This is a genomic window from Pseudomonas sp. PGPR40, from assembly GCF_022014505.1.
Lineage (GTDB): Bacteria > Pseudomonadota > Gammaproteobacteria > Pseudomonadales > Pseudomonadaceae > Aquipseudomonas.
The window spans coordinates 192,884-214,706 of the sequence record NZ_JAKLSP010000005.1; the positions used below are offsets into that span (position 1 = coordinate 192,884).

Below are 21,823 nucleotides of genomic sequence, written 5' to 3' on the forward strand. Positions count from 1 at the left end.
CGTTTCCAGATAACTCAGGAGATTTCAAATGCGTGCTCCCTTTCGCTTGATCGGCGGTGTACTGGTCGCGACCTTGCTGACCCAAATGACTGCCTGCGGGACGATTTTCTACCCCGATCGTCGCGGTCAGATCGATGGCAAGATCGACCCGGTCATCGTCGCGCTGGATGCCGTGGGTCTGCTGTTTTATATCATTCCGGGCCTGATTGCCTTTGCGGTGGACTTTGCGACTGGCGCTATTTACTACGAGCCCGGCCGGACTGCTCAGGTGGCTCCGGAAAAACTCAAGGAAGCCATCGGTGCCGACGGCAAGGTCGATAACCACAAATTGCAGACTATTCTCGAAACTGAATTGGGGCGCAGCTTCCCGCTGGATGATCCACGCCTGATCCAGCACAAGGGCAGCACTCAGCAATTGGCGATGTTCGGCCTGCAACCGGCCGCGTAATCGGTGCACTAAAAAGGAAAAGCCGCACTTATGACCACCAGTACCGAACACGCCCGCCTGCTGCGGCTGGCGACGCGCGCCTCGGTGGCGGTGGCGTGCATGTTGATCGTCGCCAAAGCCATCGCCTGGTGGCTGAGCGGTTCGGTGAGCATGCTCGCCGGGCTGACCGACTCGGCACTCGATGGTGTCAGCTCGCTGCTCAATCTGCTGGCCGTGCATTACGCCTTGCGCCCCGCCGACGACGATCATCGTTACGGGCATGGCAAGGCCGAATCATTGGCGGGTATGGCTCAGGCGCTGTTCATTGGTGGCAGTGCGGTACTGATTGCCTTGCAGGCGATCGAACGGTTGAAACATCCAGAGCCGGTAGGCGCAACGTGGCTCAGCATCGGGGTGATCGTGTTCTCACTCGCCCTGACCGTGGCCCTGCTGATGTTGCAGCATCGGGTGATCAAGGCAACCGGTTCCAACGCCGTGAGCGCCGACTCCTTGCATTACCGCTCGGACCTGCTGCTCAACGGCAGCATTTTAGTGGCGCTGGTGCTGGCCGGGTTTGGCTGGCATCAAGCCGACCCCTGGTTCGGATTGGGGATCGCCGCCTACATCCTCTGGAGCGCCATTCATATCGCCCGGGAAAGTTTTGCGGTGCTGATGGATGAAGAATTGCCGCCGGATGTCAGTCAGCACATGCTTGAACTGGCCTGCAGCGTACCCGGCGTTTTGGGCGCCCACGACCTGCGCACACGGATTTCCGGCAACCAGTGGTTCGTGCAGTTGCATCTGGAATTGCCGGGGGAGCTGACCCTGTCAGTCGCCCATGGCATCAGCGATCAAGCCGCCGATGCGATTCACGCCGCCTACCCGCGAGCCGAAGTGCTGGTGCACGCCGACCCGCAGGAAGTGGTGAAGGCCGCCAGGGCTCAGTAACTCACCTGATAACCACGACTGCTCAGGCAGTTACCTTGGGCCTGTCGGTACACTTGCACCACCGACGGGGCCGGTTGATAGGTGACAGCGCGCGGATCGAAACCGCTCTGCTCCACAGCCCAGCGATAACACTCGTAACCGTCCCGACTGACCTCCTCTGGCGACTGGCCGTTGGCCGGATACGCCACCACGTCATAGCCACTGCTCACCGGTTGCGGCTGCACGGGGGGTTCGACCACGATGTAATCCTGAGTGCTCGCCTGGTAGGCGTAATACGCGCCGGCCGCCAGGAAAAACAGCGCCCCGCCGATCCATACTTCACGCGCGTAATCAGGCAAGTAGCGGACACGAATTCCGCGAGGGGGCTGAACCACCACGTAACGCGGGCCTTGCGGGCGGTACCAGTAACCACCGGAATAGAAGTAATCCCGGCCACGATACGGCACGCGATAGCTGCGATCCGGGAAGCGGTCGATCACGTAGCCCGGACGATACTGAGGGCCGGCCCCCCAGCCACTGCCGCGTCCATCCGGGCGACCAGGCCAGCGCTGATCATCGTGACGCGAGCCCGAACCGCCGGTCTGCCAGCGCTGGTTGTCATAATTGCGCGGCCGCTCGTCCTGGTAGTAGCCACGGCGAGGTTCCTGGGTCTGGCGCACAGTGTCGGGCCGGCCCTGAATCGGCAGATTGTTACTGGGGTGTTGTTGTGGTCGGCCTTGCGCATTGGGATCGTGCGACGAACGGTTTTGCCGCTGGCCGCCCTGATTCTGATCGTGAAGCTCGAACTGGCGGCTGTTGTCGCCACGAATGATTTCGTTGTTCTGCCGGCGTGGTTGATTGCTACCGTCAGCCCCCTGACCTTTGCCCTGATGATCCGCCCCACGTCCCCCGCTATCGGGACCGCGATATTGCGGCTCATCGGCAAGTGATTGCGCAGTGACACTCACGCATAGCAAACCAACACCGGCGAAACGCCAGATGCTCGACTTCATGCTTTTCCTCACGGCGGGTTAGGGCCTGTACGTAAGACTGGAAAAATGCAGACCCGGTTCTGTGACAGGTTATCAGTCACGCAACTTATTTATTGAGGGGTGGGCGGCAAATTCGGAGCAAGAAAAAAGGGAGACCCGTCGGCCTCCCTTTGAGAACTTCGTCCGTGCTCGACGCTTATGACGTCGGCTCACCTCACGCCGTCTTCTGGACAGTGTGTAGCTCGGGGGCCGACGCATCCCCGGTGGGGGTGGTGACCGCAGCTGGCCTGATTGGGCGAGCCGCACTGGACTGTTTGTCCGAGCAGTGATTCTGGTGATAAGAATAGGCCCGGAGCGGCGACAGAGGATTGCGAAGATTGCTCAAATAAACATCACTTGCGCAATTTTTAACTCCAGATAGATAATCTGCCGCAATAGTTATGATAAAGGCCTGACTGATGAGCAAACTCGACCGATATGACTTGAGCATTTTGGCGGAATTACAGCGCGATGCGCGAATCTCCAATCAGGAGCTGGCCGAACGCATCGGCCTGTCGCCTTCGCCCTGCTCGCGGCGGGTCAAGCAATTGGAAGACGACGGTTACATCACGCGCCAGGTCGCCCTGCTGGACCGCAAGATGCTCGGCCTGAGCCTGACAGCCTACGTGCTGATCGGCATGGACCGCCATACACCCGAGCGCTTCGAGAACTTCGAAGCCGCCATTCGCACCTTGCCGCAGGTGCTGGAATGCAGCCTGGTGACGGGGATGGATGCCGATTATCAGCTCAAGGTAGTTGTGCCGGACATGGATCACTATCAGAAACTGCTGCTGGGGCATCTGACCCGGATTGAAGGGGTGACCAGTGTGCGGTCGAGTTTTGTGTTGAACCAGGTGCTCAACAGCACCGAGTTGCCGCTGACTCATTTGCGCAGCTGAGAATGCCTTCGCGGGCGTAGGAGCGGGCTTGCTCGCGAAAGCGGTGTGTCGGCAACCTCAATGCTGGCTATGCCGCCGTCTTCGCGGGCAAGCCCGCTCCTACAGATTTTGTATCGGTCACAGGATTGCAGCCTGCACCCAGCCCGTAGGAGCGAGGCTTGCCCGCGAAGGGGCCCGCACAGGCGACGAATGACTGCGACACACCGACGCAGGTCAATGCTCCATCAATCTGCCATCGCGTATACTCCCGCCGCCCTTTTTAGCCCACCCGCGCTGGAGATGTTCGATGGATCCTGCAGTATTCGAAGAGTGGATGATGACTGGCCTGGTCAGCATTCTGATCATTTTCATGGGTTTTATCGTCTGGGATCTGGCGAAAAAATCCAAGGCCGGGCGCTTCGGCTCGTTCATTCTGTTTTTCGTACTGGGGCTGGGCGTGGCCGCATTCGTGATCAAAAGCGTGGTAATTGGCCTGATCGAATCCGGCACTTTATAAGCGCGCCGGCACTTCCTTCCACTGGCCCTGATCGAGCCCTTCGATCGACCAGTCGCCGATTCTGACCCGCACCAGGCGCAACGTCGGCAAGCCGACCGCCGCGGTCATGCGCCGTACCTGACGGTTGCGGCCTTCGCGAATGACCAATTCCAGCCAACTGGTCGGCACGCTTTTACGAAAGCGCACCGGCGGGTTGCGCGGCCACAGTTGCGGCTCATCCAGTTGTCGCGCTTGGGCCGGCAATGTCATGCCATCGTTCAGTTCGACGCCATCGCGTAAACGCTGCAACTGCTCGGCACTTGGTTCGCCTTCCACTTGCACCCAATAGGTCTTGGCCAGTTTGTGTTTCGGGTCGGCAATTCGCGCTTGAAGCTGACCGTCGTTGGTCAGCAACAGCAAGCCTTCGCTGTCGCGGTCCAGCCGCCCTGCCGGGTAGATCCCCGGAATCTCGATGAAATCCTTGAGCGTCGCCCGCCCTTCGCCGTCGCTGAATTGCGTCAGCATATCGAAAGGTTTGTTGAACAGAATCAGCTTCGGCTCGGCCGGTGGCGCTTTGGCGACACGACGCGGGGCTGAAGGGGATGGCGCAGGCTTCACGCCAGGGCGGCGGGAAACGGGACGTGGAGGACGAGGCATGGCGAGAAGAACATCTAACGGTCAGGGCTCACCATGCTAGTGGCCTGACCGTTAAATGACCATCGCAAATCAGCGGAACGGCGGCTCGTCGAAGCTGCGCAGTTTGCGCGAATGCAGCGAGTTGAGCTCGGTGCGCAACAGATCCACCGCTTCGATGCCGATTTTCAAGTGCTGGCTGACCGCGCGCTCATAGAAGGCGTTGGCCGAACCCGGCAGTTTGATTTCGCTGTGCAACGGTTTGTCCGATACACAGAGCAACGTGCCGTACGGTACCCGCAAACGATAACCTTGCGCAGCGATGGTGCCGCTTTCCATGTCCACCGCCACGGCGCGGGACAAGTTGATCAGCGGACGCTCCTGCGCCCAGCGCAGTTCCCAGTTACGGTCATCGTAGGTCAACACGGTGCCGGTGCGCAGGCGCTTCTTCAGCTCGTCGCCCTTTTCACCGGTGATGTTGGCCGCCGCTTGTTGCAACGCCATCTGCACTTCAGCCAGGGCCGGAATCGGAATGTTCGGCGGCACGACGCGGTCGAGAATCCCGTCGCGGCGCATGTAAGCGTGGGCCAGCACGTAGTCGCCAATGGTCTGCGACTGCCGCAAACCGCCGCAGTGGCCGATCATCAGCCAGCAATGCGGACGCAGCACCGCCAAGTGGTCGGTGATGTTCTTGGCGTTGGACGGGCCGACGCCGATGTTCACCAGGGTCACCCCATGGCCGTCGCTGGCGATCAGGTGATAGGCCGGCATCTGGTAACGATGCCAGACCACGCCCGCGGCAATCGCCGACGCCTCGCCATGGTCCATGTCCTTTTCGATAATCACGTTGCCAGGCAACACCATGCGCACGAAACGCGGGTCGTTGCGCAGTTGCTCCAGGCCATGAACGATGAACTGGTCGACGTAACGGTGATAGTTGGTCAGCAGAATCCACGGCTGCACATGGCGCCAGTCGCTGCCGGTGTAATGCACCAGTCGGCGCAGGGAAAAGTCCACTCGCGCGGCGTCGAACAGTGCCAGCGGCAGCGGGTCGGTGTTTTCCCAGTCGTATAAACCATCGGCAATGCCATCGGTCGCGGCCGACAAATCCGTACTCGGGAACACGCGCGCCAGCACTGCCGCCGTGACGCCGGAGCCGGCCAGTTCATCGCCCTGCTCGACCACGTACGGATAAGGAATGTTCTGCTGACTGACGCCGACTTCCACGGTCACGGTGAAGTCGTGCATCAGCGGGACGAGTTGTTCCAGCAGGTATTTGCGAAATGCGCGGGGATGAGTGACGGTGACGCTGTAGGTTCCTGGGAGTTGAACCTTGGCATAGGCGCGAGTGGTCTGTGGGACTTCGCCCTGGCAAAGGTAGGTCAGGCGCAACTCGGGATAACGAAACAGAGCTCGCTGTTCAGCGTCCGGCTCGATGCGATCCTTGAGATAACGCTTGAGCGCCTGATTCAGCGCGGTGGTTGCACGTTCGTGCAAGGCAGCAAGCCGATCCACGGCTTGCTCGGCGGTTTCAACGACAATAAACGCTTCGGTCACGATCAGCTTCCTGTGTTCTGACTTGCAGACCTTCATCTTGCCTGCATCATCGCTTCACGGGAACCCTGTGGGAGCGGGCTTGCTCGCGAAGGCGGTTTACCATTCAACAATGATGTTGACTGACAGGCCGCATTCGCGAGCAAGCCCGCTCCCACATTTTATTTGTGTCGACCATAAAGGCGTCGTCAAAACCCTTGCGGAGTCGACCGAGCCACAATCGCTTCCACATCCAGCCCATTCGGCAACGTTCCATATACCCGTCCGGCCGAACCGAGGCGACTGGCAATGAAGGCATCACTAACCGCCGCATTCCCCGCCTCCAGCAACAGCTTGGCCTGAAGCCCCAAGGCGATGTCTTCGGTGAGCTGCCGGGCGCGGTATTGAATGTCGGCGGAGTCCTTGAACGCGGCCTGCAATTGGCTGATATGCGCGGCCAGACGCTTGTCGCCATGACCGTCGCCCAACTCGCTGAACAGCACATCAAGCACACCTGGCTCTTTCGACAACGCGCGCAACACGTCGAGGCATTGCACATTGCCGGAACCTTCCCACGTCGAATTGACCGGTGCCTCACGATACAAACGCGGCAGGATGCTTTCCTCGACATACCCGGCGCCGCCCATACATTCGGCAGCCTCATTGATCATCGCGGGCGCGCGTTTGCAGATCCAGTACTTGCCCACCGCCGTCACCAGTCGGGCGAATTTAGCTTCGTGCTCGTCACCCAGATGATCCAGCGCCCGGCCCATGCGCAAACTCAAGGCCAATGCCGCTTCGCTTTCCAGGGCCAGATCCGCCAACACGTTCTGCATCAACGGTTGTTCGCTGAGCAACTTGCCACCGACCTTGCGATGGGCGCAGTGATGGCTGGCCTGGGTCAGCGCCTGGCGCATCAGTGCACTGGAGCCGACCATGCAATCGAAGCGGGTCATGGCAACCATTTCGATGATGGTCGGAACGCCCCGACCCTCTTCGCCGACCATCCAGGCCAGGGCGCCACGGAATTCCACTTCGCTGGAGGCATTGGACCAGTTGCCGAGTTTGTTCTTCAGCCGCTGTATATAGAACTGATTGCGCGTGTCGTCCGGGCGATGACGCGGCAGCAGGAAACAGGTCAAGCCTTTGTCGGTCTGGGCCAGGGTCAGGAAGGCGTCGCACATCGGCGCCGAGCAGAACCACTTGTGGCCCACCAGTTCATACGCCTGACCGGGCCCACTGGCGCCAACCGGATAAGCCTTGGTGGTGTTGGCCCGCACGTCGGTGCCGCCCTGTTTCTCGGTCATGGCCATGCCGATAGTGACTCCGGCCTTATGGGCCATACCGACGTTGCGCGAGTCGTATTCGGTGGCGAGGATTTTCGGCAACCATTGTTTGGCCAGATCCGGTTGAAGGCGCATCGCCGGGACGCTGGCGAAAGTCATGGTCAGCGGGCAACCGCTGCCGGCTTCAGCCTGACTGTGTAAATAGGTCATGGACGCGCGCGCCACGTGGGCCCCCGGTTGAGGGTCGGTCCAGGGCAAACCCGTCAGGCCATGCTCCACCGCTGTGCGCATCAACTCGTGATAAGCCGGGTGAAATTCCACCAGGTCGATGCGATGGCCGTAGCGGTCATGGCTGACGAACACCGGTTTGTTCTGATTGGCCGCAAACCCCGCCTCCATCAGCGGCCCGCCGGCCAATGCGCCGTAAGCGTCAATCCGCGACTCGGCCCAACCGGCATCGAAACGCCGCGACCACTCTTGCAAAGGCAGGTCGATGCGATAGAGGTTGGTGCCGTCCAGCGATGGAGGCTGGTTGGTGACTTCGTGGGTTTCGGCGAACTGATGCAGGTTCATGACAGGCTCCTTTGGTCAGCCAAGGGACTTTCAGTTAAGCACCGCCCCGAGGTTGAACAAAGTGGCATATCTGCCTAACTGTCGGCGCTTTCGCCTTGACCTGGACAGAGCACCCGCCGATAGAGCGCTGCCTGCAAATCCTCGAATTTCACCGGTTTGCTCAGGTGATCGACCAAAGTGTCGCTCGGGCAATAGCCCCGGTCCGCACTCAGGGCAATCATGAACACGGGTAATTCGGCACACCCCGGCAAGGCGCGGATCCGGCCGCCGATAGAGGCACCGTCCAGTGGCGGCAGCTGACAGTCGAGCAGCACCGCGTCAATGGTTTCACGCTGCAAGTGATCAAGCGCAGCGACGCCGCTGTCGGCGGTACGCACCCGGAACCCAAGCTTGAGCAACATGCCACGCATCACCAATTGATTGATGCCGTTGTCATCGACCAGCAACACCGTGCAGTCCTGAGGCAAGCGCAGGTGGGAAGTTTGCCGGATAATCGAGGGCGCAGATGCCACCACGGGTAACTCGAACTCGACATCCAGTTGAAAGCGACTACCACGACCCGGTTCCGAGCGGTGGCTCAGGCGCCCGCCGAGCAATTCGACCAGTTGCCGACAAATGGCCAGGCCTACGCCCAGACCACCGTATTCACGGGTCATCGAGCCGTCGAGCTGGAAGAAGCGCTGATACAGCGTCGCCTCGTCCAAATCGGTAAAACCAATGCCGGTGTCGATCACCGCAAAGGACAGCGCCAGCCGATCGGGCGCTACCGGTTTGCCCGTTACCCGCAGCGCCAACCCGCCGATCCGGGTGAATTTGATCGCGTTATCCAGCAGGCATTCCAGGCATTGCATCAGCTTGCCGCTGTCGCCGTGCAAGCGATCCGGCAGCCCGGAGGTAACCTCGACCTTGAAGTCCAGCGACTTGCTCGACGCATTGCCCTCGAACTGCAGGCGCAAGGCCTCGACCACGCTGCGCAAACTGAACGTGTCCGGATAGACCTTGAGCCTGCCGGCCTGCAATTCGGTCAGCGTGAGGATACCGTTGACCATGCGCATCATGTCCCGCGCCGAACCTGCAGCCGTCTGCTGATATTGCTCCAGCTCAGGGTTCATCTCGACGGTTTGCATCAACTCCAGCGAACCGATCACACCGTTCATGGGCGTGCGCAGTTCGTGGGTCAGGGTGGCGAGAAATTCGTCCTTGAGCTTGTTGCTGTGAGCCAGTTGCTGGTTCAGTACTTCGAGCTTTTGACCGGCATCGAACAATGTCTGTGCCTGTTGCTCGCGCATGGCGTTAATGCGATCGGCCAGGGCCAGGGACAGCAGCGCCACTTCGATCGCCGAACCGATCTGACTGGCGTACATGGTCAGGAATACGTTGGGCAGGTAACCCAGCACCATCATGGTGTTGACGATGCCACCGAGCAGGAACGCCGACCAGGCAATGATGAAGTACCGCGCGACCCGCAGGCCACGCCACCAGGCGAAAATCCCGGCGGCGAAAATCACCACGGTAAAGACCAACGCCAGCAACGTTGCCAGACGCAGGGCCAGGGCGTAACTGGTCATCAATGACAACCCGACCACCAGCGCACTGAACGCAATCAACGCCAGCAACAATCGGTCTAGCCAGCGGCGGAGGGTGGCCGTCTGCAAGAAGCTGCGGGCGAACTGGCTGCCGAACAACCCTGAACAGCCGATGAAGAACGGCGTCGCGGCGTTGGCCCACCACGGATTGTTCGGCCAGAAATATTCCACGGCCGCACCATTCACCGACAGTTGATACAAGCCGAACGAGGCGATGTAAACGATGTAATAGAGGTAGCTGGTGTCGCGCACGCTGAGGAAGATGAACAGGTTGTAGACCAGCATCCCCAGCAACACACCGTAAATCAGCCCAAGCACATAGAGGCGCACCGGTTGCTCTTCGAGGTAAGCGGTGCTCGACCATAAAGTGACAGGCGCTTGGATCGACCCTTCGCTTTGCAGGCGCAGGTACACGGTTTGCGCCTGCCCAGGCGCAAAATTCAGATCGAACAGATAGTTGTTCTGGCGGATCTCGCGAGTGGCGAACGGCAACGCATCGCCGGTCTGTCGGACCAATTGATAATCACCGCCAGCATCGGGCAAGTAGAGATCAAGGTGATCGAGGGGCGGATAAGCCAGTTCCAGCAACCAGCTCCGTTGGGCCGACGGATTGGTCGGGCGGTACTGCAGGTCGATTTTCAGCCAGAACGCCGAACGCGAATAACCGGCATTGAGGGTGGCTTTATCGTGGGGTTTGAAGTGCCCGGCCGCCGCTTGCGCACGGACATCGGCGATGGTCGCCTGACCGCCCGCGTCTTCATACACCTGCATCGTTCGGCCCAAGGGGAGGCTCTGGGTGAACTCGTCGAATTCGACGGCGCTCGCCAGGAGGGGCAAGCACAACAGCAACATCAGCAAATAGCGCATTTAAGCCCCAGCGTGGCCTGTCCGGTTCTGTCAGGAAGCCCCCCATTCCTTTTGAGTAGACGTAAAACCGGTATTACCTGTTATTGGTTTGGATCCACTCTAGCATAGCCGTTGGTGGCCACTAAGCACCATTGAAATTTTCCCTACGAAGGCTCTAGAACAAGCGTTCCAGAGCCATGCATTGAATTAGAGCTGTTGGTTGGCCAGGTTATGAACCTGGCATGGAACTGAGTGAACACTTGTGGCGAGAGAGCTTGCCCCTTAATGCCGGGCTTGCCCCAATGCCAGTCAGTTAAGCGCAATTCCTGTAGGAGCGAGCTTGCTCGCGAAGACGGAAGTACAGTCAACATTGATGTCGCCTGATAAACCGCTTTCGCGAGCAAGCTCGCTCCTACAGGGTTCCGTGCCTTAACTGACTGGCATTGGGGCTCAGGCGACATCAATGTTGGCCATACCGCCGTCATCGCGGGCAAGCCCCAATGCCAGTCAGTTAAGGATAAATCGGACCTGTAGGAGCCAGGCTTGCCGGCGAAAGCGCACTCAAGGACGCCTTCGCCGGCAAGCCTGGCTCCTACGAAAAGCGGTTTGCTCGCTTAACTGACTGGCATTGGGGCAAGCCCGCTCCTATAGAGCGCGCTGCGCCGCGATGGCTGCCACAACACCCGAAAAAATATGTTTGGTGGTAAGCTCGCGCACCATGAATATCTACAGCTCTCGCCCCGTTGTCCTCTGTCTCTCCGGCCACGACCCAAGTGGTGGCGCCGGCTTGCAGGCAGATATCGAAGCCCTGCTCGCCCAGGGTTGTCATGCGGCTCCAGCCGTCACCGCCCTGACGGTGCAAGACACTGTCAACGTCAGTGACTTCCGTGTTCTCGATCGCGAGTGGGTGCTGGCCCAGGCCAACGCCGTGCTCAACGATTCCGAAGTCGCCGCCGTCAAACTGGGCATGCTCGGTTCCCTGGAAATGGTCGACACCGTGGTCGAATTGCTTGCCGCGCATCCGCATTTACCGGTGGTCTGCGACCCGGTGCTGCGCGCCGGCGGCGGCGGACGACTGGGCAAGGACGAAGTCGGCTACGCCATGCGCGAACGCCTGCTGCCGCTGTCGATCATTGCTACCCCCAACCTTCCCGAAGCCCGCATCCTCGCCGAACTGCCCGAAGGCACCGCGGACGAGTGCGCTGAAAAACTTCTGCCGTTCGTCAAACACCTGCTGATCACCGGCGGCCATGGCGACGAACACGAAATACACAATCGCCTGTACAGCCGCGACGGTCGCCGCGAAACCTTTATCTGCCAGCGCCTGCCCGGCAGCTATCACGGTTCCGGTTGCACACTGGCCAGCGCCCTCGCCGGTCGCCTGGCCCAGGGTGAACGCCTCGCCAGTGCCGTACAGAGCGCGCTTGACTACACTTGGCGCACCCTGCGTGATGCGGAGCAACTGGGCAAAGGCCAGTTCGTGCCGCGCCGCTTGCCACTGGACTTCTGTTCGTAACGCCATGAGGCTTGCCCGATGAAACTACGTGGCCTGTACGCCATTACCGATAGCCAGTTACTGGCCGGGAAATTTCTTTCGTACGTGGAGGCGGCGCTCGAAGGCGGCGTCACTCTGCTGCAATACCGTGACAAGAGCAGCGACGAAGCCCGCCGCCTGCGTGAGGCCGAAGCCCTGCGCGATTTGTGCGAACGCTACAAGACCCAACTGATCATCAACGACGACGCCGAACTGGCCGCGCGCCTGAACGTCGGCGTGCACCTGGGGCAGACCGATGGCCCGCTGATGCCGGTTCGGGCACTGCTCGGTCGTCAGGCAATTATCGGCTCAACCTGCCACGCGCAACTCGAACTCGCCGAACAAGCCGCCAAAGAAGGCGCCAGTTACGTCGCCTTCGGCCGCTTCTTCAACTCCAACACCAAGCCCGGCGCACCGGCCTGCAGCCTCGAACTGCTCGATCAGGCCCGCAGCAAACTGCACCTGCCGATTTGCGCAATCGGCGGCATCACCCTGGATAACGCAGCACCACTGGTGGCCCACGGGGTCGATCTGCTGGCGGTGGTGCAGGGTCTGTTCGGTGCCGAGAGCACGGCTGAAGTGACACGCCGCGCCCGCGCCTTTAATGAATTATTCAAATCCTGATTTTTTGAGAGCCCGATCATGTCTCGTTCTGAAACCCTGTTTGCCAATGCCCAGAAACACATTCCCGGAGGCGTGAACTCGCCTGTTCGTGCGTTCAAGAGTGTTGGCGGCACGCCGCTGTTCTTCAAGCACGCCGAAGGCGCCTACGTCACCGACGAAGACGACAAGCGTTATGTGGATTATGTCGGTTCCTGGGGCCCGATGATTCTCGGCCATAGCCATCCAGACGTGTTGGACGCGGTGCGCAAACAGCTGGAACACGGCCTGTCCTACGGCGCCCCGACCGCGATGGAAACCGAGATGGCCGATCTGGTCTGCTCGATCGTGCCGTCGATGGAAATGGTGCGCATGGTCAGCTCCGGCACCGAAGCGACCATGAGTGCCATCCGTCTGGCCCGTGGCTTCACCGGCCGTGACAGCATCATCAAATTCGAAGGCTGCTACCACGGTCACTCCGACAGCCTGCTGGTCAAGGCCGGTTCCGGCGCCCTGACCCAAGGCGTGCCGAGCTCGGCCGGTGTGCCCGCGGCGTTCGCCAAACACACCCTGACCCTGCCGTTCAACGACATCGACGCGGTAGAAGCCCTGCTCGCCGAAGTCGGCCAGGACGTGGCCTGCATCATCGTGGAACCAGTGGCCGGCAACATGAACTGTGTGCCACCGGCACCGGGCTTCCTCGAAGGCCTGCGGACCCTGTGCGACAAACACGGCGTGGTGCTGATTTTCGACGAAGTGATGACCGGTTTCCGTGTCGCCCTCGGCGGTGCCCAAGCCCATTACGGCGTCACGCCGGACCTGAGCACCTTCGGCAAGATCATCGGCGGCGGTATGCCGGTTGGCTGCTTCGGCGGTAAACGCAAGATCATGGAACAGATCGCACCCTTGGGCCCGGTGTACCAAGCGGGTACGTTGTCGGGTAACCCGCTGGCGATGGCGGCTGGCCTGACCACACTGCGCCTGATCAGTCGCCCTGGTTTCCACGCCGAACTGAGCGACTACACCAGCCGCCTGCTCGACGGCCTGCAACAGCGCGCCGATGCCGCTGGCATTCCGTTCGTGACCACTCAGGCCGGCGGCATGTTTGGCCTGTATTTCAGCGGTGCCGACGACATCGTGACCTTCGATGACGTGATGGCCAGTGATGCCGGCTTGTTCGGGCGTTTCTTCCACCTGATGCTGGAAGGTGGCGTGTACCTGGCGCCAAGCGCCTTCGAAGCCGGTTTCACCTCGATCGCCCACGGCGAAACCGAGTTGAAACTGACACTGGACGCCGCCGAGCGTGCATTCGCCGCCCTGAAATAAAGCTGTGACGCTGACGTTGGCGATTGCCAGCGTCAGCTTTCACCTACATTCGCGCCCTTTTTCCTACTCCTCTGCCAATAATCCTCCGCAAAGCGGGCGATATATTCCCCGCGCAGCAGAAAAACGAGTAAAGACTTTGTAAGGTTGGCCCTGCTTATTTCATAATGCGCGCTTATTGGATCCCTCGATGGGTCCACGCGCCCCTCAGAGGTAAGTCGATTCCCATGAACCGCACCGGCCGCACCCTTGCATTGGGCTGCCTGTTGCTCCTTCAGCCCCTGCTCGCGTTCGCACAAGCAGGCGGCAACTCGTTGTTGATCCCGGCGATGGGTCGCTGCACCCTCAATACTCAGCCGCAAGACCTGACACAAGCGCTCGCCGCCTGTCAGAAAGCGTCGGATGAAGGGGATGCGCAAGCGCAATACGAGTTGGGTGAGTTCTACTACGACGGCAAAAACGCGCCACGCGACCTCAATCAAGCCCTGAGCTACTTCGAAAAGGCCTCGCTGCAAGGCCACGCCCAGGCGCAATTCAAACTCGGCACCATGTTCTTCCATGGTGAAGGCGTACCGGCCAATAATGTTCAGGCGTATATCGTGCTGAAAATGGCCGCAGTCAACGGTGCGGAAGAGGCGCTGGACACCGCCGACGAAGTCGCCGAGAAAATGCCTCGCGAAGATCTGGAAGTCGCGACCCAGGTGCTGGGGCAAATTTTCCGTAAATACCTGATGGAATTGCAGAGCGCCGACGGGCGTACGCCGTTTTCGCCATTGCCCTGAATTCTGCATCGATCTTTCTGGCCCCTTCGCGAGCAAGCCCGCTCCCACATTAGATCTTCAGTGAACACGATATTTGTGAGCACCAGAGATTAAATGTGGGAGCGGGCTTGCTCGCGAATGGGGGCAACTCGGTCTTGAAGCTTACTTCTCAGGCATCGGCATCGGAAATGGCATGACATTGCCGACCGCACCGCGGGCTTCGCTGATTTTCGGCGTGCCGAGGCGCTCGACCTCGTCGATGCGCACGATCGAATGCATCGGCACAAAACTACGCACAACGCCTTCGAACTGAGCCTTGAGCTTCTCTTCGCTCGGATCGACGACCACTTGCGTGCGCTCGCCAAAGACGAACTCTTCCACTTCCAGGAAGCCCCACAGATCACTTTGATAGATCTGCTTGGCATACATTTCGTACACCTGGCCTTGGTTGAGGAAAATCACCTTATAGATTGGAGCTTCACGTTTGGTCATGGTGGGCGAGTAACACATCGGGGATAAAAATGAGGGCGCGAACTATAGCATAGCCGCCGGACGCACAATGGTAGGAACCTTGGAGCATGTTCCCTATAATGCGCGGTTCTTTGAATCACGTGAGACTGGGGTCCATGGCCAAGAAGCTTTACATCGAAACCCACGGTTGCCAGATGAACGAGTACGACAGCTCGCGCATGGTCGATCTGCTGGGTGAACATCAGGCCCTGGAAGTCACCGCTCGCGCTGAAGACGCCGACGTGATCCTGCTCAACACCTGCTCGATCCGTGAACGCGCCCAGGATCGGGTGTATTCCCAGCTGGGTCGCTGGCGCGAACTGAAACTGGCCAACCCGGAAATGGTCATCGCCGTCGGCGGTTGCGTGGCCAGCCAGGAAGGCGCCGCCATCCGTGATCGCGCGCCGTACGTGGACGTGGTATTTGGCCCGCAGACCCTGCACCGCCTGCCGGAAATGATCGACGCCGCGCGCCTGACCAAGCTGCCGCAAGTCGACGTCTCGTTCCCGGAAATCGAAAAATTCGACCACTTGCCCGAGCCGCGCATCGACGGTCCGAGTGCCTACGTGTCGGTGATGGAAGGCTGCAGCAAGTACTGCACTTTCTGCGTGGTGCCTTATACGCGCGGTGAAGAAGTCAGCCGACCGTTCGACGACGTGATTGCCGAGATCATTCACTTGGCCGAAAACGGCGTGCGTGAAGTGACCTTGCTGGGACAGAACGTCAACGGTTACCGAGGCACCACTCACGAGGGTCGCCTGGCCGATCTGGCGGAACTGATCCGGGTAGTGGCGGCTGTCGATGGCATCGACCGGATTCGCTACACCACGTCGCACCCGCTGGAGTTCTCCGACAGCCTGATCCAGGCCCACGCCGATGTGCCGGAGCTGGTGAAACACCTGCATTTGCCGGTGCAATCGGGTTCCGACCGGATTCTTGCGGCGATGAAGCGCAACCACACCGCGCTGGAGTACAAATCCAAGCTGCGTAAATTGCGAGCCGCCGTGCCGGGAATCTGCATCAGTTCAGACTTTATCGTCGGTTTCCCGGGCGAGACCGAGAAAGACTTCGAACAGACCATGAAGCTGATCGAAGACGTTGGTTTCGACTTTTCCTACTCGTTCGTCTATAGCCAGCGCCCGGGCACGCCGGCCGCCGATCTGACCGACGAAACGCCGGAAGAACTGAAAAAAGAACGCCTGAATGCCCTGCAACATCGCCTGAACCAGCAAGGTTTCGAGATCAGCCGACAAATGGTGGGCTCCATTCAGCGGATTCTGGTCACCGATTATTCGAAAAAAGACCCCGGCGAACTGCAAGGCCGGACCGAGAATAATCGTATCGTCAACTTCCGCTGCGACAATCCGACCCTGATCGGCCAGTTCGCCGATGTGCACATCGACGCCGCGCAACCGCACTCGCTGCGGGGCTCGCTGATCCAGTAACACCACAAAACCTGTAGGAGCGAGGCTTGCCCGCGAAGGCCGCGCCACGATCTATCTGACGGAGCGCGTTATCGTTCTTCGCGGGCAAGCCTCGCTCCTACGGGTTCGGTGTTCGAATCTGGAATATTTAAGAGCTTTCGCACCCAGGCGACTGGCGCTATCCTTGATTCATCATAATTGCCCCAGGGCGGCTAAATACGACCTTGAACGCACCTATAGAACCACATCGTTTCATCCTCGAGCCTTTTGAAGCTCGCCGCTTCGCCAATCTGTGCGGGCAATTCGACGAGCATCTGCGCTTGATCGAACAGCGCCTCGCGATCGAGATCCGCAACCGCGGAAACCAGTTCGAACTGATCGGCGAGCCCAAGCACACCACCTCCGCGGAAAACCTTCTGCGCCGCTTGTACCGTGAAACCAAAGGCACCGAGCTGTCGCCGGACATGGTTCACCTGTTCCTGCAGGAATCGGCCGTCGAGGAACTGGACGACCACTCCCCCGCCGAACCGTCCGTCGCCTTGCGCACCAAGAAAGGCACGATTCGTCCTCGCGGCAGGAATCAATTGCGCTATGTGAAGGAAATCCTCGGTAACGATATCAACTTCGGCATCGGCCCAGCCGGTACCGGCAAGACCTACCTGGCCGTAGCCTGCGCGGTAGACGCGCTGGAGCGCGAGCAGATTCGCCGCATTCTGTTGGTTCGTCCGGCGGTTGAAGCAGGCGAAAAGCTCGGCTTCCTGCCCGGTGACCTGTCCCAGAAAATCGATCCGTACCTGCGCCCGCTCTACGACGCGCTCTACGAAATGCTCGGTTTCGAATACGTCGCCAAACTGATCGAACGTCAGGTGATCGAAGTCGCGCCGCTGGCCTACATGCGCGGTCGTACGCTGAACAACAGCTTCATCATCCTCGACGAAAGCCAGAACACCACCGTCGAGCAGATGAAGATGTTCCTGACCCGGATCGGCTTCGGTTCAACGGCGGTCATCACCGGTGACATCACCCAGGTCGACTTGCCACGTGGCACCAAATCCGGGTTGCATCATGTGATTGAAGTGCTCAAAGATGTGCCGGGCATCAGCTTCACGCACTTCCAACCCAAGGACGTGGTGCGCCATCCGCTGGTGCAACGCATCGTCGAAGCTTATGAGCGCTTCGAAAATCGCGCCGCCGATGCGGCGCCAAAGGACAACCCGCGCGATGCTTGAGCTTGATCTGCAACTGGCTACTGAAGCGTCTGCCCCAAGCGAAGCCGAATTCCGTCAATGGTGCGAACTGGCTCTGCGCCAGCGTACCGCCGACTCCGAGATGACCATCCGTTTGGTCGACGAAGAAGAAGCACGCGAACTGAATTTCACTTGGCGGCAGAAAGACTACGCCACCAACGTTTTGTCGTTTCCGGCCGATGTCCCCGATGAGTTTCTCGACATTCCCCTGCTCGGCGATCTGGTGATCTGCGTAGCGGTTGTCGAGCGCGAAGCGGCGGAACAAGGCAAGGAATTAAAGGCCCACTGGGCGCATCTGGTCATTCACGGCTGCTTGCATCTGCTTGGTTACGACCATATAGATGACGACGAGGCCGAAGAAATGGAAGCACTGGAACGAACGTTGCTTGCAGAACTGGGTCATCCTGACCCTTATGCGGACGACGAAACAGACACATCCCCTACCGTAACAACAAAGGATTCAGAGTAATCGCTATGAGCGAAGATCGATCGAGCAACGGGCAAAAGTCTTGGCTGGGTAAGCTCACCCAGGCTTTTGCCCACGAGCCGAAGAACCGCCAGGAGCTGCTGGAGCTGCTGCGCGATGCACATCAAAACAAGTTGCTGGACAGTGAAGCGCTGGCCATCGTCGAAGGCGCCATCCAGGTTGCAGACCTGCAAGTGCGGGACATCATGGTTCCGCGCTCGCAGATGATCAGTATCAAGGCGACCCAGACACCCAGAGAGTTCCTGCCGGCCGTAGTCGAATCGGCCCACTCCCGCTACCCGGTGATCGGCGAAAGCCACGATGACGTAATGGGCGTATTGCTGGCCAAGGACTTGCTGCCGCTGATCCTCAAGGAAAATGGCGACAGCTTCAACATCAAGGACCTGCTGCGCCCGGCCACGTTCGTGCCCGAGTCCAAGCGCCTGAATGTGCTGCTGCGCGAGTTTCGCGCCAATCATAACCACATGGCCATCGTCATTGACGAATACGGCGGTGTGGCCGGTCTGGTGACCATCGAGGATGTGCTCGAACAAATCGTCGGCGACATCGAAGACGAGCACGACGTCGAAGAAGACAGCTATATCAAGCCGCTGCCCAGCGGTGACTTCCTGATCAAGGCCCTGACGCCGATCGACAACTTCAACGAGTTCTTCGACAGCGAATTCTCCGACGACGAATTCGATACCGTCGGTGGTCTGGTGATGAGCGCATTCGGGCACTTGCCAAAACGCAACGAAATCACTGAAATCGGCGCCTATCGCTTCCGCATCCTGAACGCCGACAGCCGTCGAATTCACTTGCTGCGCTTGACACCTATTGCCCGTTAAGGATTGACATGCTCCGTGTAACCCGCCCCGGCTGGCCCGGTAATCTGCTGGCCGTGGCGGCCGGTGCACTCACCACTCTGGCCCTGGCGCCGTTCGATATCTGGCCGCTGGCATTGCTGGCGGTCGGTTTCTTTTATGCCGGTTTGCGTGAACTGAGCCCCCGCCAGGCCCTGGGCCGTGGCTGGTGTTTCGGTTTCGGCCTGTTTGCCGCGGGCACCAGCTGGATCTACTACAGCATTCACAACTTCGGCGGCGCCTCGGTGCTGCTGGCCGGGCTGCTGATGCTGGCTTTCACCGCAGCCATCGCCTGGTTCTTTGCTCTGCCTGCCTGGATTTGGGCACGCTGGCTGCGCCGTAACGAGGCACCGCTGGCCGATGCCTTGGCTTTTGCCGCGTTATGGGTGGGTCAGGAAGCCTTTCGCGGCTGGTTCCTGACCGGTTTCCCATGGCTCTATTCCGGTTATAGCCAGCTCGATGGCCCACTGGCCGGGCTCGCGCCGGTCGGCGGAATGTGGCTGATTTCCTTCACCCTGGCCCTGACGGCCGCTCTGATTTACAACGCTATGCGGCTGGTGCGCACTGGCCGTAAAGGCTTCATCGCGGTCGGCGTGTTGCTGCTGGCTGGCCCATGGGTGGCCGGCATGGCGCTCAAGGAACATGCCTGGACCAGCCCTTCGGGCGCGCCGCTGAGCGTTGCGGCGCTTCAAGGCAACATTGAACAAAGCATGAAGTGGGACCCGTCGCAGCTCAACGCGCAATTGGCGCTGTACCGCGACATGAGTTTCAGCTCCAAACGCGTCGACCTGCTGATCTGGCCGGAAACGGCGGTCCCGGTGCTCAAGGAGTCCGCCGAGGGCTACCTGAACATGATGGGAAGCTTCGCCGCCGAGCGTAAATCCGCGCTGATCACCGGCGTGCCGATTCGCCAGGAAGTCCATCACGAGAAGCGCTTTTTCAACGGCATTACTGTTGTCGGGGAAGGCGATGGCACTTACCTGAAGCAAAAACTGGTGCCGTTCGGCGAATACGTTCCATTGCAGGAAGTCTTGCGCGGCCTGATCGCTTTCTTCGACCTGCCGATGTCCGATTTTGCCCGTGGGCCGGCCGATCAAGCGCTGCTGCAAGCCAAGGGTTATCAGATTGCGCCGTTCATCTGCTACGAAGTGGTCTATCCGGAATTCGCCGCTGGCCTCGCTGCCCGCAGCGATTTGCTGCTGACCATCAGTAACGACACTTGGTTCGGCACCTCGATCGGCCCGCTGCAACATTTGCAGATGGCACAGATGCGCGCACTTGAAGCCGGCCGCTGGATGATCCGCGCCACCAACAACGGCGTAACCGGCCTGATCAACCCGTTTGGCCAGATCACTGCGCAGATCCCGCAGTTCGAACAAGGCATTCTGTATGGCGACGTGGTGCCGATGCACAACCTGACGCCGTACCTGGAATGGCGTTCGTGGCCGCTGATCACCATTTGTGTGTTGCTGTTTGGCTGGGCGTTGGTTGCGAACCGGATGGCGAAGACCGTTTAAAGCTTCGCGAGCAAGCCCGCTCCCACATTTGATCTCCAGTGAACACAATATTTGTGTTTGCCGAAAATCCAGTGTGGGAGCGGGCTTGCTCGCGAAGACGGCATCACAGGCACAACATCAATCAGGGTCAACATCGCCCCGATAAAACAACGAATACCCGATCTGCCCCACCGCCTCATTCATCAACTGCCCGCTCTGCCAGATCGATTTGAATTCCGGCATCCAGCCGCCCAGCGGCCGGGCATTGTCCACACCTAAAAACCCCACTGGCGCGGGCACCACCTCAAACCCGGCCTGCCGGAAACTCCAGACCGCTCGCGGCATATGCCAGGCCTGAGTCACGACCACCACCCGCTTGATCCCCTCCGGCAACAACACCTGGGCGCTGAATTGCGCATTTTCCCAGGTCGTGCGGCTGCGCCCTTCCTGCCAGCGCACCGTCACGCCGAAATCATCGAGCAATGAATCAGCCATCAGCTTCGCTTCGGTCGGTGGCGTGCCGTAATGCAGGCCGCCACTGGTCAGAATCGGCAAGCCGGACGCCTTGGCCAGGCGCGCGGCATAGCGTTCGCGCCCCAGACCTACACCCGTCGGCTGGTCAATGCCCCAAGCCGGATCGCCACGCTCACGGCCTGACCCCAACACCACGATCGCATCAGCGCGCTGGCCCAGGGTTGCCCATTCCTCGCGCGCCAGCGGCGGCTCGCGCTCCAGGGCCTTGGCACTCCACTCCACCATCACTGGCAAGCTCATTAACCAGAAGCCGCCCATGCCCAAGATGAAACACAACCCCGCCAGCCTCGGCCTTGAACGGCGCCACCACCAGGCAAGTACCAGCAGCAGCAATAAAATGCCGGGCGGCAATAGAAGTTGTTTAATGAAATAACGAAAAGGCATCGGGCATCTCCATAGATGCCCGAAGCCTAGGTGGATTGACGCAATGCGACAACAAATGTGGAAGGACTTGGCTTCAAAAAAAGCATATCCAGCAGCTTCAAGTGCCCTTATTGAATTGCAAAGACCGGACCTTTACCGCGCCTTTGCCGGGTGCCTTGTCCTTGAGCCAGATGATCTTGGCCGAACGTGGTGCCTCGAGTTGCTTCACTGCTGCTGATAAGCATCCCTGCGTCTCACGCTCACTACGGTCCAGATACGCCTTGACCAGTTCAAACTCTGCGGGGCTCAAACCGCGCAGCTCCAGCTCCAGGGGACGCTCATCGCGAAGCCGACCGGCGGTTTTGGCCACATCCAAGGCCATTGCGAGACGGTCTATCAGTCTTTCATATAGCTCCGGTTTTGTAGCTTTTTGCCGTGACTCAACCATCCATCACCTCATTGAAGATAAGACTCACTCCCCATTTA

At 59.7% G+C, this 21,823-nt stretch carries 21 protein-coding genes; 13 read left to right on the plus strand and 8 right to left on the minus strand.

Annotated features, from left to right (window positions below):
* Positions 1–28: 28 nt before the first annotated feature.
* Entirely contained in the window at positions 29–448 is a 420-nt protein-coding gene (locus MEB48_RS06970) for a polyribonucleotide nucleotidyltransferase (protein ID WP_237883098.1), read from the plus strand.
* Positions 449–478: 30 nt separating this feature from the next.
* Positions 479–1,375, plus strand: coding sequence for a cation diffusion facilitator family transporter (locus MEB48_RS06975; RefSeq protein WP_237883100.1), 897 nt, complete (start codon positions 479–481; stop codon positions 1,373–1,375).
* Here the strand turns inward: MEB48_RS06975 and MEB48_RS06980 are convergent.
* A complete protein-coding gene (locus tag MEB48_RS06980) occupies positions 1,369–2,367 on the minus strand; it encodes a DUF6515 family protein (protein WP_237883102.1) in 999 nt (332 codons plus the stop codon). The two genes, MEB48_RS06975 and MEB48_RS06980, sit on opposite strands and share 7 nt — an antisense overlap.
* A 437-nt stretch (positions 2,368–2,804) precedes the next feature.
* Here MEB48_RS06980 and MEB48_RS06985 point away from each other — a divergent pair, with 437 nt between their 5' ends.
* Both MEB48_RS06985 and MEB48_RS06990 read left to right on the plus strand, forming a co-directional pair.
* The gene (locus tag MEB48_RS06985; protein ID WP_007894448.1) at positions 2,805–3,284 is read left to right on the plus strand and encodes an Lrp/AsnC family transcriptional regulator; all 480 of its coding nucleotides are present in this window, start codon (positions 2,805–2,807) and stop codon (positions 3,282–3,284) included.
* Positions 3,285–3,570: 286 nt separating this feature from the next.
* Positions 3,571–3,780, plus strand: coding sequence for a DUF2788 domain-containing protein (locus MEB48_RS06990; protein ID WP_007937369.1), 210 nt, complete (start codon positions 3,571–3,573; stop codon positions 3,778–3,780).
* Here MEB48_RS06990 and MEB48_RS06995 read toward each other — a convergent pair.
* The 4 genes from MEB48_RS06995 to MEB48_RS07010 all read right to left on the minus strand — a co-directional run bounded on the left by MEB48_RS06995 (position 3,775) and on the right by MEB48_RS07010 (position 10,237).
* Positions 3,775–4,416 (minus strand): pseudouridine synthase, encoded by a 642-nt coding sequence (locus tag MEB48_RS06995; RefSeq protein WP_269137411.1) that lies wholly within the window; start codon positions 4,414–4,416, stop codon positions 3,775–3,777. The genes MEB48_RS06990 and MEB48_RS06995 overlap by 6 nt on opposite strands.
* Before the next feature lie 69 nt (positions 4,417–4,485).
* Entirely contained in the window at positions 4,486–5,985 is a 1,500-nt protein-coding gene (gene amn, locus MEB48_RS07000; protein WP_176466936.1) for an AMP nucleosidase, read from the minus strand.
* Positions 5,986–6,134: 149 nt separating this feature from the next.
* Positions 6,135–7,784, minus strand: coding sequence for an acyl-CoA dehydrogenase family protein (locus tag MEB48_RS07005; RefSeq protein WP_237883104.1), 1,650 nt, complete (start codon positions 7,782–7,784; stop codon positions 6,135–6,137).
* Between the two features lie 74 nt (positions 7,785–7,858).
* Positions 7,859–10,237, minus strand: a complete 2,379-nt coding sequence (locus MEB48_RS07010) for a hybrid sensor histidine kinase/response regulator (protein ID WP_237883106.1) — start codon at positions 10,235–10,237, stop codon at positions 7,859–7,861.
* A 697-nt stretch (positions 10,238–10,934) separates the two neighbouring features.
* Here MEB48_RS07010 and MEB48_RS07015 point away from each other — a divergent pair.
* The 4 genes from MEB48_RS07015 to MEB48_RS07030 all read left to right on the plus strand — a co-directional run bounded on the left by MEB48_RS07015 (position 10,935) and on the right by MEB48_RS07030 (position 14,455).
* Entirely contained in the window at positions 10,935–11,732 is a 798-nt protein-coding gene (locus tag MEB48_RS07015) for a hydroxymethylpyrimidine/phosphomethylpyrimidine kinase (protein WP_237883108.1), read from the plus strand.
* 18 nt (positions 11,733–11,750) lie between these two features.
* Positions 11,751–12,374, plus strand: coding sequence for a thiamine phosphate synthase (thiE, locus tag MEB48_RS07020; RefSeq protein ID WP_237883110.1), 624 nt, complete (start codon positions 11,751–11,753; stop codon positions 12,372–12,374).
* 18 nt (positions 12,375–12,392) lie between these two features.
* Positions 12,393–13,676, plus strand: coding sequence for a glutamate-1-semialdehyde 2,1-aminomutase (hemL, locus tag MEB48_RS07025; protein WP_237883112.1), 1,284 nt, complete (start codon positions 12,393–12,395; stop codon positions 13,674–13,676).
* Positions 13,677–13,900: 224 nt separating this feature from the next.
* Entirely contained in the window at positions 13,901–14,455 is a 555-nt protein-coding gene (locus MEB48_RS07030) for a tetratricopeptide repeat protein (protein WP_237883114.1), read from the plus strand.
* A gap of 141 nt (positions 14,456–14,596) precedes the next feature.
* Here MEB48_RS07030 and MEB48_RS07035 read toward each other — a convergent pair whose 3' ends face one another.
* Positions 14,597–14,926: a DUF1820 family protein gene (locus tag MEB48_RS07035; protein WP_007894425.1), complete on the minus strand. Its 330-nt coding sequence runs from the start codon at positions 14,924–14,926 to the stop codon at positions 14,597–14,599.
* A 134-nt stretch (positions 14,927–15,060) separates the two neighbouring features.
* Between MEB48_RS07035 and miaB the strand changes: the two genes are divergently transcribed.
* The 5 genes from miaB (at position 15,061) to lnt (ending at position 20,461) form a co-directional block, all read left to right on the plus strand.
* Positions 15,061–16,389, plus strand: coding sequence for a tRNA (N6-isopentenyl adenosine(37)-C2)-methylthiotransferase MiaB (miaB, locus tag MEB48_RS07040; RefSeq protein ID WP_237883116.1), 1,329 nt, complete (start codon positions 15,061–15,063; stop codon positions 16,387–16,389).
* Between the two features lie 203 nt (positions 16,390–16,592).
* The gene (locus tag MEB48_RS07045; protein ID WP_237883118.1) at positions 16,593–17,597 is read left to right on the plus strand and encodes a PhoH family protein; all 1,005 of its coding nucleotides are present in this window, start codon (positions 16,593–16,595) and stop codon (positions 17,595–17,597) included.
* Positions 17,590–18,084 carry an rRNA maturation RNase YbeY gene (ybeY, locus tag MEB48_RS07050; protein ID WP_038981393.1) on the plus strand — a complete coding sequence of 165 codons (495 nt, stop codon included), beginning with the start codon at positions 17,590–17,592 and terminating at the stop codon, positions 18,082–18,084. The genes MEB48_RS07045 and ybeY overlap by 8 nt, the downstream gene beginning before the upstream one ends.
* 5 nt (positions 18,085–18,089) lie before the next feature.
* Positions 18,090–18,929: an HlyC/CorC family transporter gene (locus MEB48_RS07055; RefSeq protein ID WP_237883120.1), complete on the plus strand. Its 840-nt coding sequence runs from the start codon at positions 18,090–18,092 to the stop codon at positions 18,927–18,929.
* An 8-nt stretch (positions 18,930–18,937) separates the two neighbouring features.
* Positions 18,938–20,461 carry an apolipoprotein N-acyltransferase gene (gene lnt, locus MEB48_RS07060; protein ID WP_237883122.1) on the plus strand — a complete coding sequence of 508 codons (1,524 nt, stop codon included), beginning with the start codon at positions 18,938–18,940 and terminating at the stop codon, positions 20,459–20,461.
* A 117-nt stretch (positions 20,462–20,578) separates the two neighbouring features.
* Here the strand turns inward: lnt and MEB48_RS07065 are convergent, their stop codons facing one another.
* Both MEB48_RS07065 and MEB48_RS07070 read right to left on the minus strand, forming a co-directional pair.
* Positions 20,579–21,358, minus strand: a complete 780-nt coding sequence (locus MEB48_RS07065) for a YdcF family protein (protein ID WP_237883124.1) — start codon at positions 21,356–21,358, stop codon at positions 20,579–20,581.
* A 97-nt stretch (positions 21,359–21,455) separates the two neighbouring features.
* Positions 21,456–21,785, minus strand: coding sequence for a hypothetical protein (locus tag MEB48_RS07070; RefSeq protein ID WP_095054624.1), 330 nt, complete (start codon positions 21,783–21,785; stop codon positions 21,456–21,458).
* Positions 21,786–21,823 lie beyond the last annotated feature (38 nt).

What these genes read in the sequence shown, in the direction of transcription:
- amn (WP_176466936.1), bottom strand. Translation starts at nt 5,985, where the DNA reads ATGAAGGTCTGCAAGTCAGAACACAGGAAGCTGATCGTGACCGAAGCG.
- MEB48_RS06995 (WP_269137411.1), bottom strand. Translation starts at nt 4,416, where the DNA reads ATGCCTCGTCCTCCACGTCCCGTTTCCCGCCGCCCTGGCGTGAAGCCT.
- MEB48_RS06980 (WP_237883102.1), bottom strand. Translation starts at nt 2,367, where the DNA reads ATGAAGTCGAGCATCTGGCGTTTCGCCGGTGTTGGTTTGCTATGCGTG.
- MEB48_RS06975 (WP_237883100.1), top strand. Translation starts at nt 479, where the DNA reads ATGACCACCAGTACCGAACACGCCCGCCTGCTGCGGCTGGCGACGCGC.
- MEB48_RS07005 (WP_237883104.1), bottom strand. Translation starts at nt 7,784, where the DNA reads ATGAACCTGCATCAGTTCGCCGAAACCCACGAAGTCACCAACCAGCCT.
- thiE (WP_237883110.1), top strand. Translation starts at nt 11,751, where the DNA reads ATGAAACTACGTGGCCTGTACGCCATTACCGATAGCCAGTTACTGGCC.
- MEB48_RS07030 (WP_237883114.1), top strand. Translation starts at nt 13,901, where the DNA reads ATGAACCGCACCGGCCGCACCCTTGCATTGGGCTGCCTGTTGCTCCTT.
- MEB48_RS06985 (WP_007894448.1), top strand. Translation starts at nt 2,805, where the DNA reads ATGAGCAAACTCGACCGATATGACTTGAGCATTTTGGCGGAATTACAG.
- hemL (WP_237883112.1), top strand. Translation starts at nt 12,393, where the DNA reads ATGTCTCGTTCTGAAACCCTGTTTGCCAATGCCCAGAAACACATTCCC.
- MEB48_RS07015 (WP_237883108.1), top strand. Translation starts at nt 10,935, where the DNA reads ATGAATATCTACAGCTCTCGCCCCGTTGTCCTCTGTCTCTCCGGCCAC.
- MEB48_RS07070 (WP_095054624.1), bottom strand. Translation starts at nt 21,785, where the DNA reads ATGGTTGAGTCACGGCAAAAAGCTACAAAACCGGAGCTATATGAAAGA.
- MEB48_RS07055 (WP_237883120.1), top strand. Translation starts at nt 18,090, where the DNA reads ATGAGCGAAGATCGATCGAGCAACGGGCAAAAGTCTTGGCTGGGTAAG.
- MEB48_RS07010 (WP_237883106.1), bottom strand. Translation starts at nt 10,237, where the DNA reads ATGCGCTATTTGCTGATGTTGCTGTTGTGCTTGCCCCTCCTGGCGAGC.
- lnt (WP_237883122.1), top strand. Translation starts at nt 18,938, where the DNA reads ATGCTCCGTGTAACCCGCCCCGGCTGGCCCGGTAATCTGCTGGCCGTG.
- ybeY (WP_038981393.1), top strand. Translation starts at nt 17,590, where the DNA reads ATGCTTGAGCTTGATCTGCAACTGGCTACTGAAGCGTCTGCCCCAAGC.
- miaB (WP_237883116.1), top strand. Translation starts at nt 15,061, where the DNA reads ATGGCCAAGAAGCTTTACATCGAAACCCACGGTTGCCAGATGAACGAG.
- MEB48_RS07065 (WP_237883124.1), bottom strand. Translation starts at nt 21,358, where the DNA reads ATGCCTTTTCGTTATTTCATTAAACAACTTCTATTGCCGCCCGGCATT.
- MEB48_RS06990 (WP_007937369.1), top strand. Translation starts at nt 3,571, where the DNA reads ATGGATCCTGCAGTATTCGAAGAGTGGATGATGACTGGCCTGGTCAGC.
- MEB48_RS07035 (WP_007894425.1), bottom strand. Translation starts at nt 14,926, where the DNA reads ATGACCAAACGTGAAGCTCCAATCTATAAGGTGATTTTCCTCAACCAA.
- MEB48_RS06970 (WP_237883098.1), top strand. Translation starts at nt 29, where the DNA reads ATGCGTGCTCCCTTTCGCTTGATCGGCGGTGTACTGGTCGCGACCTTG.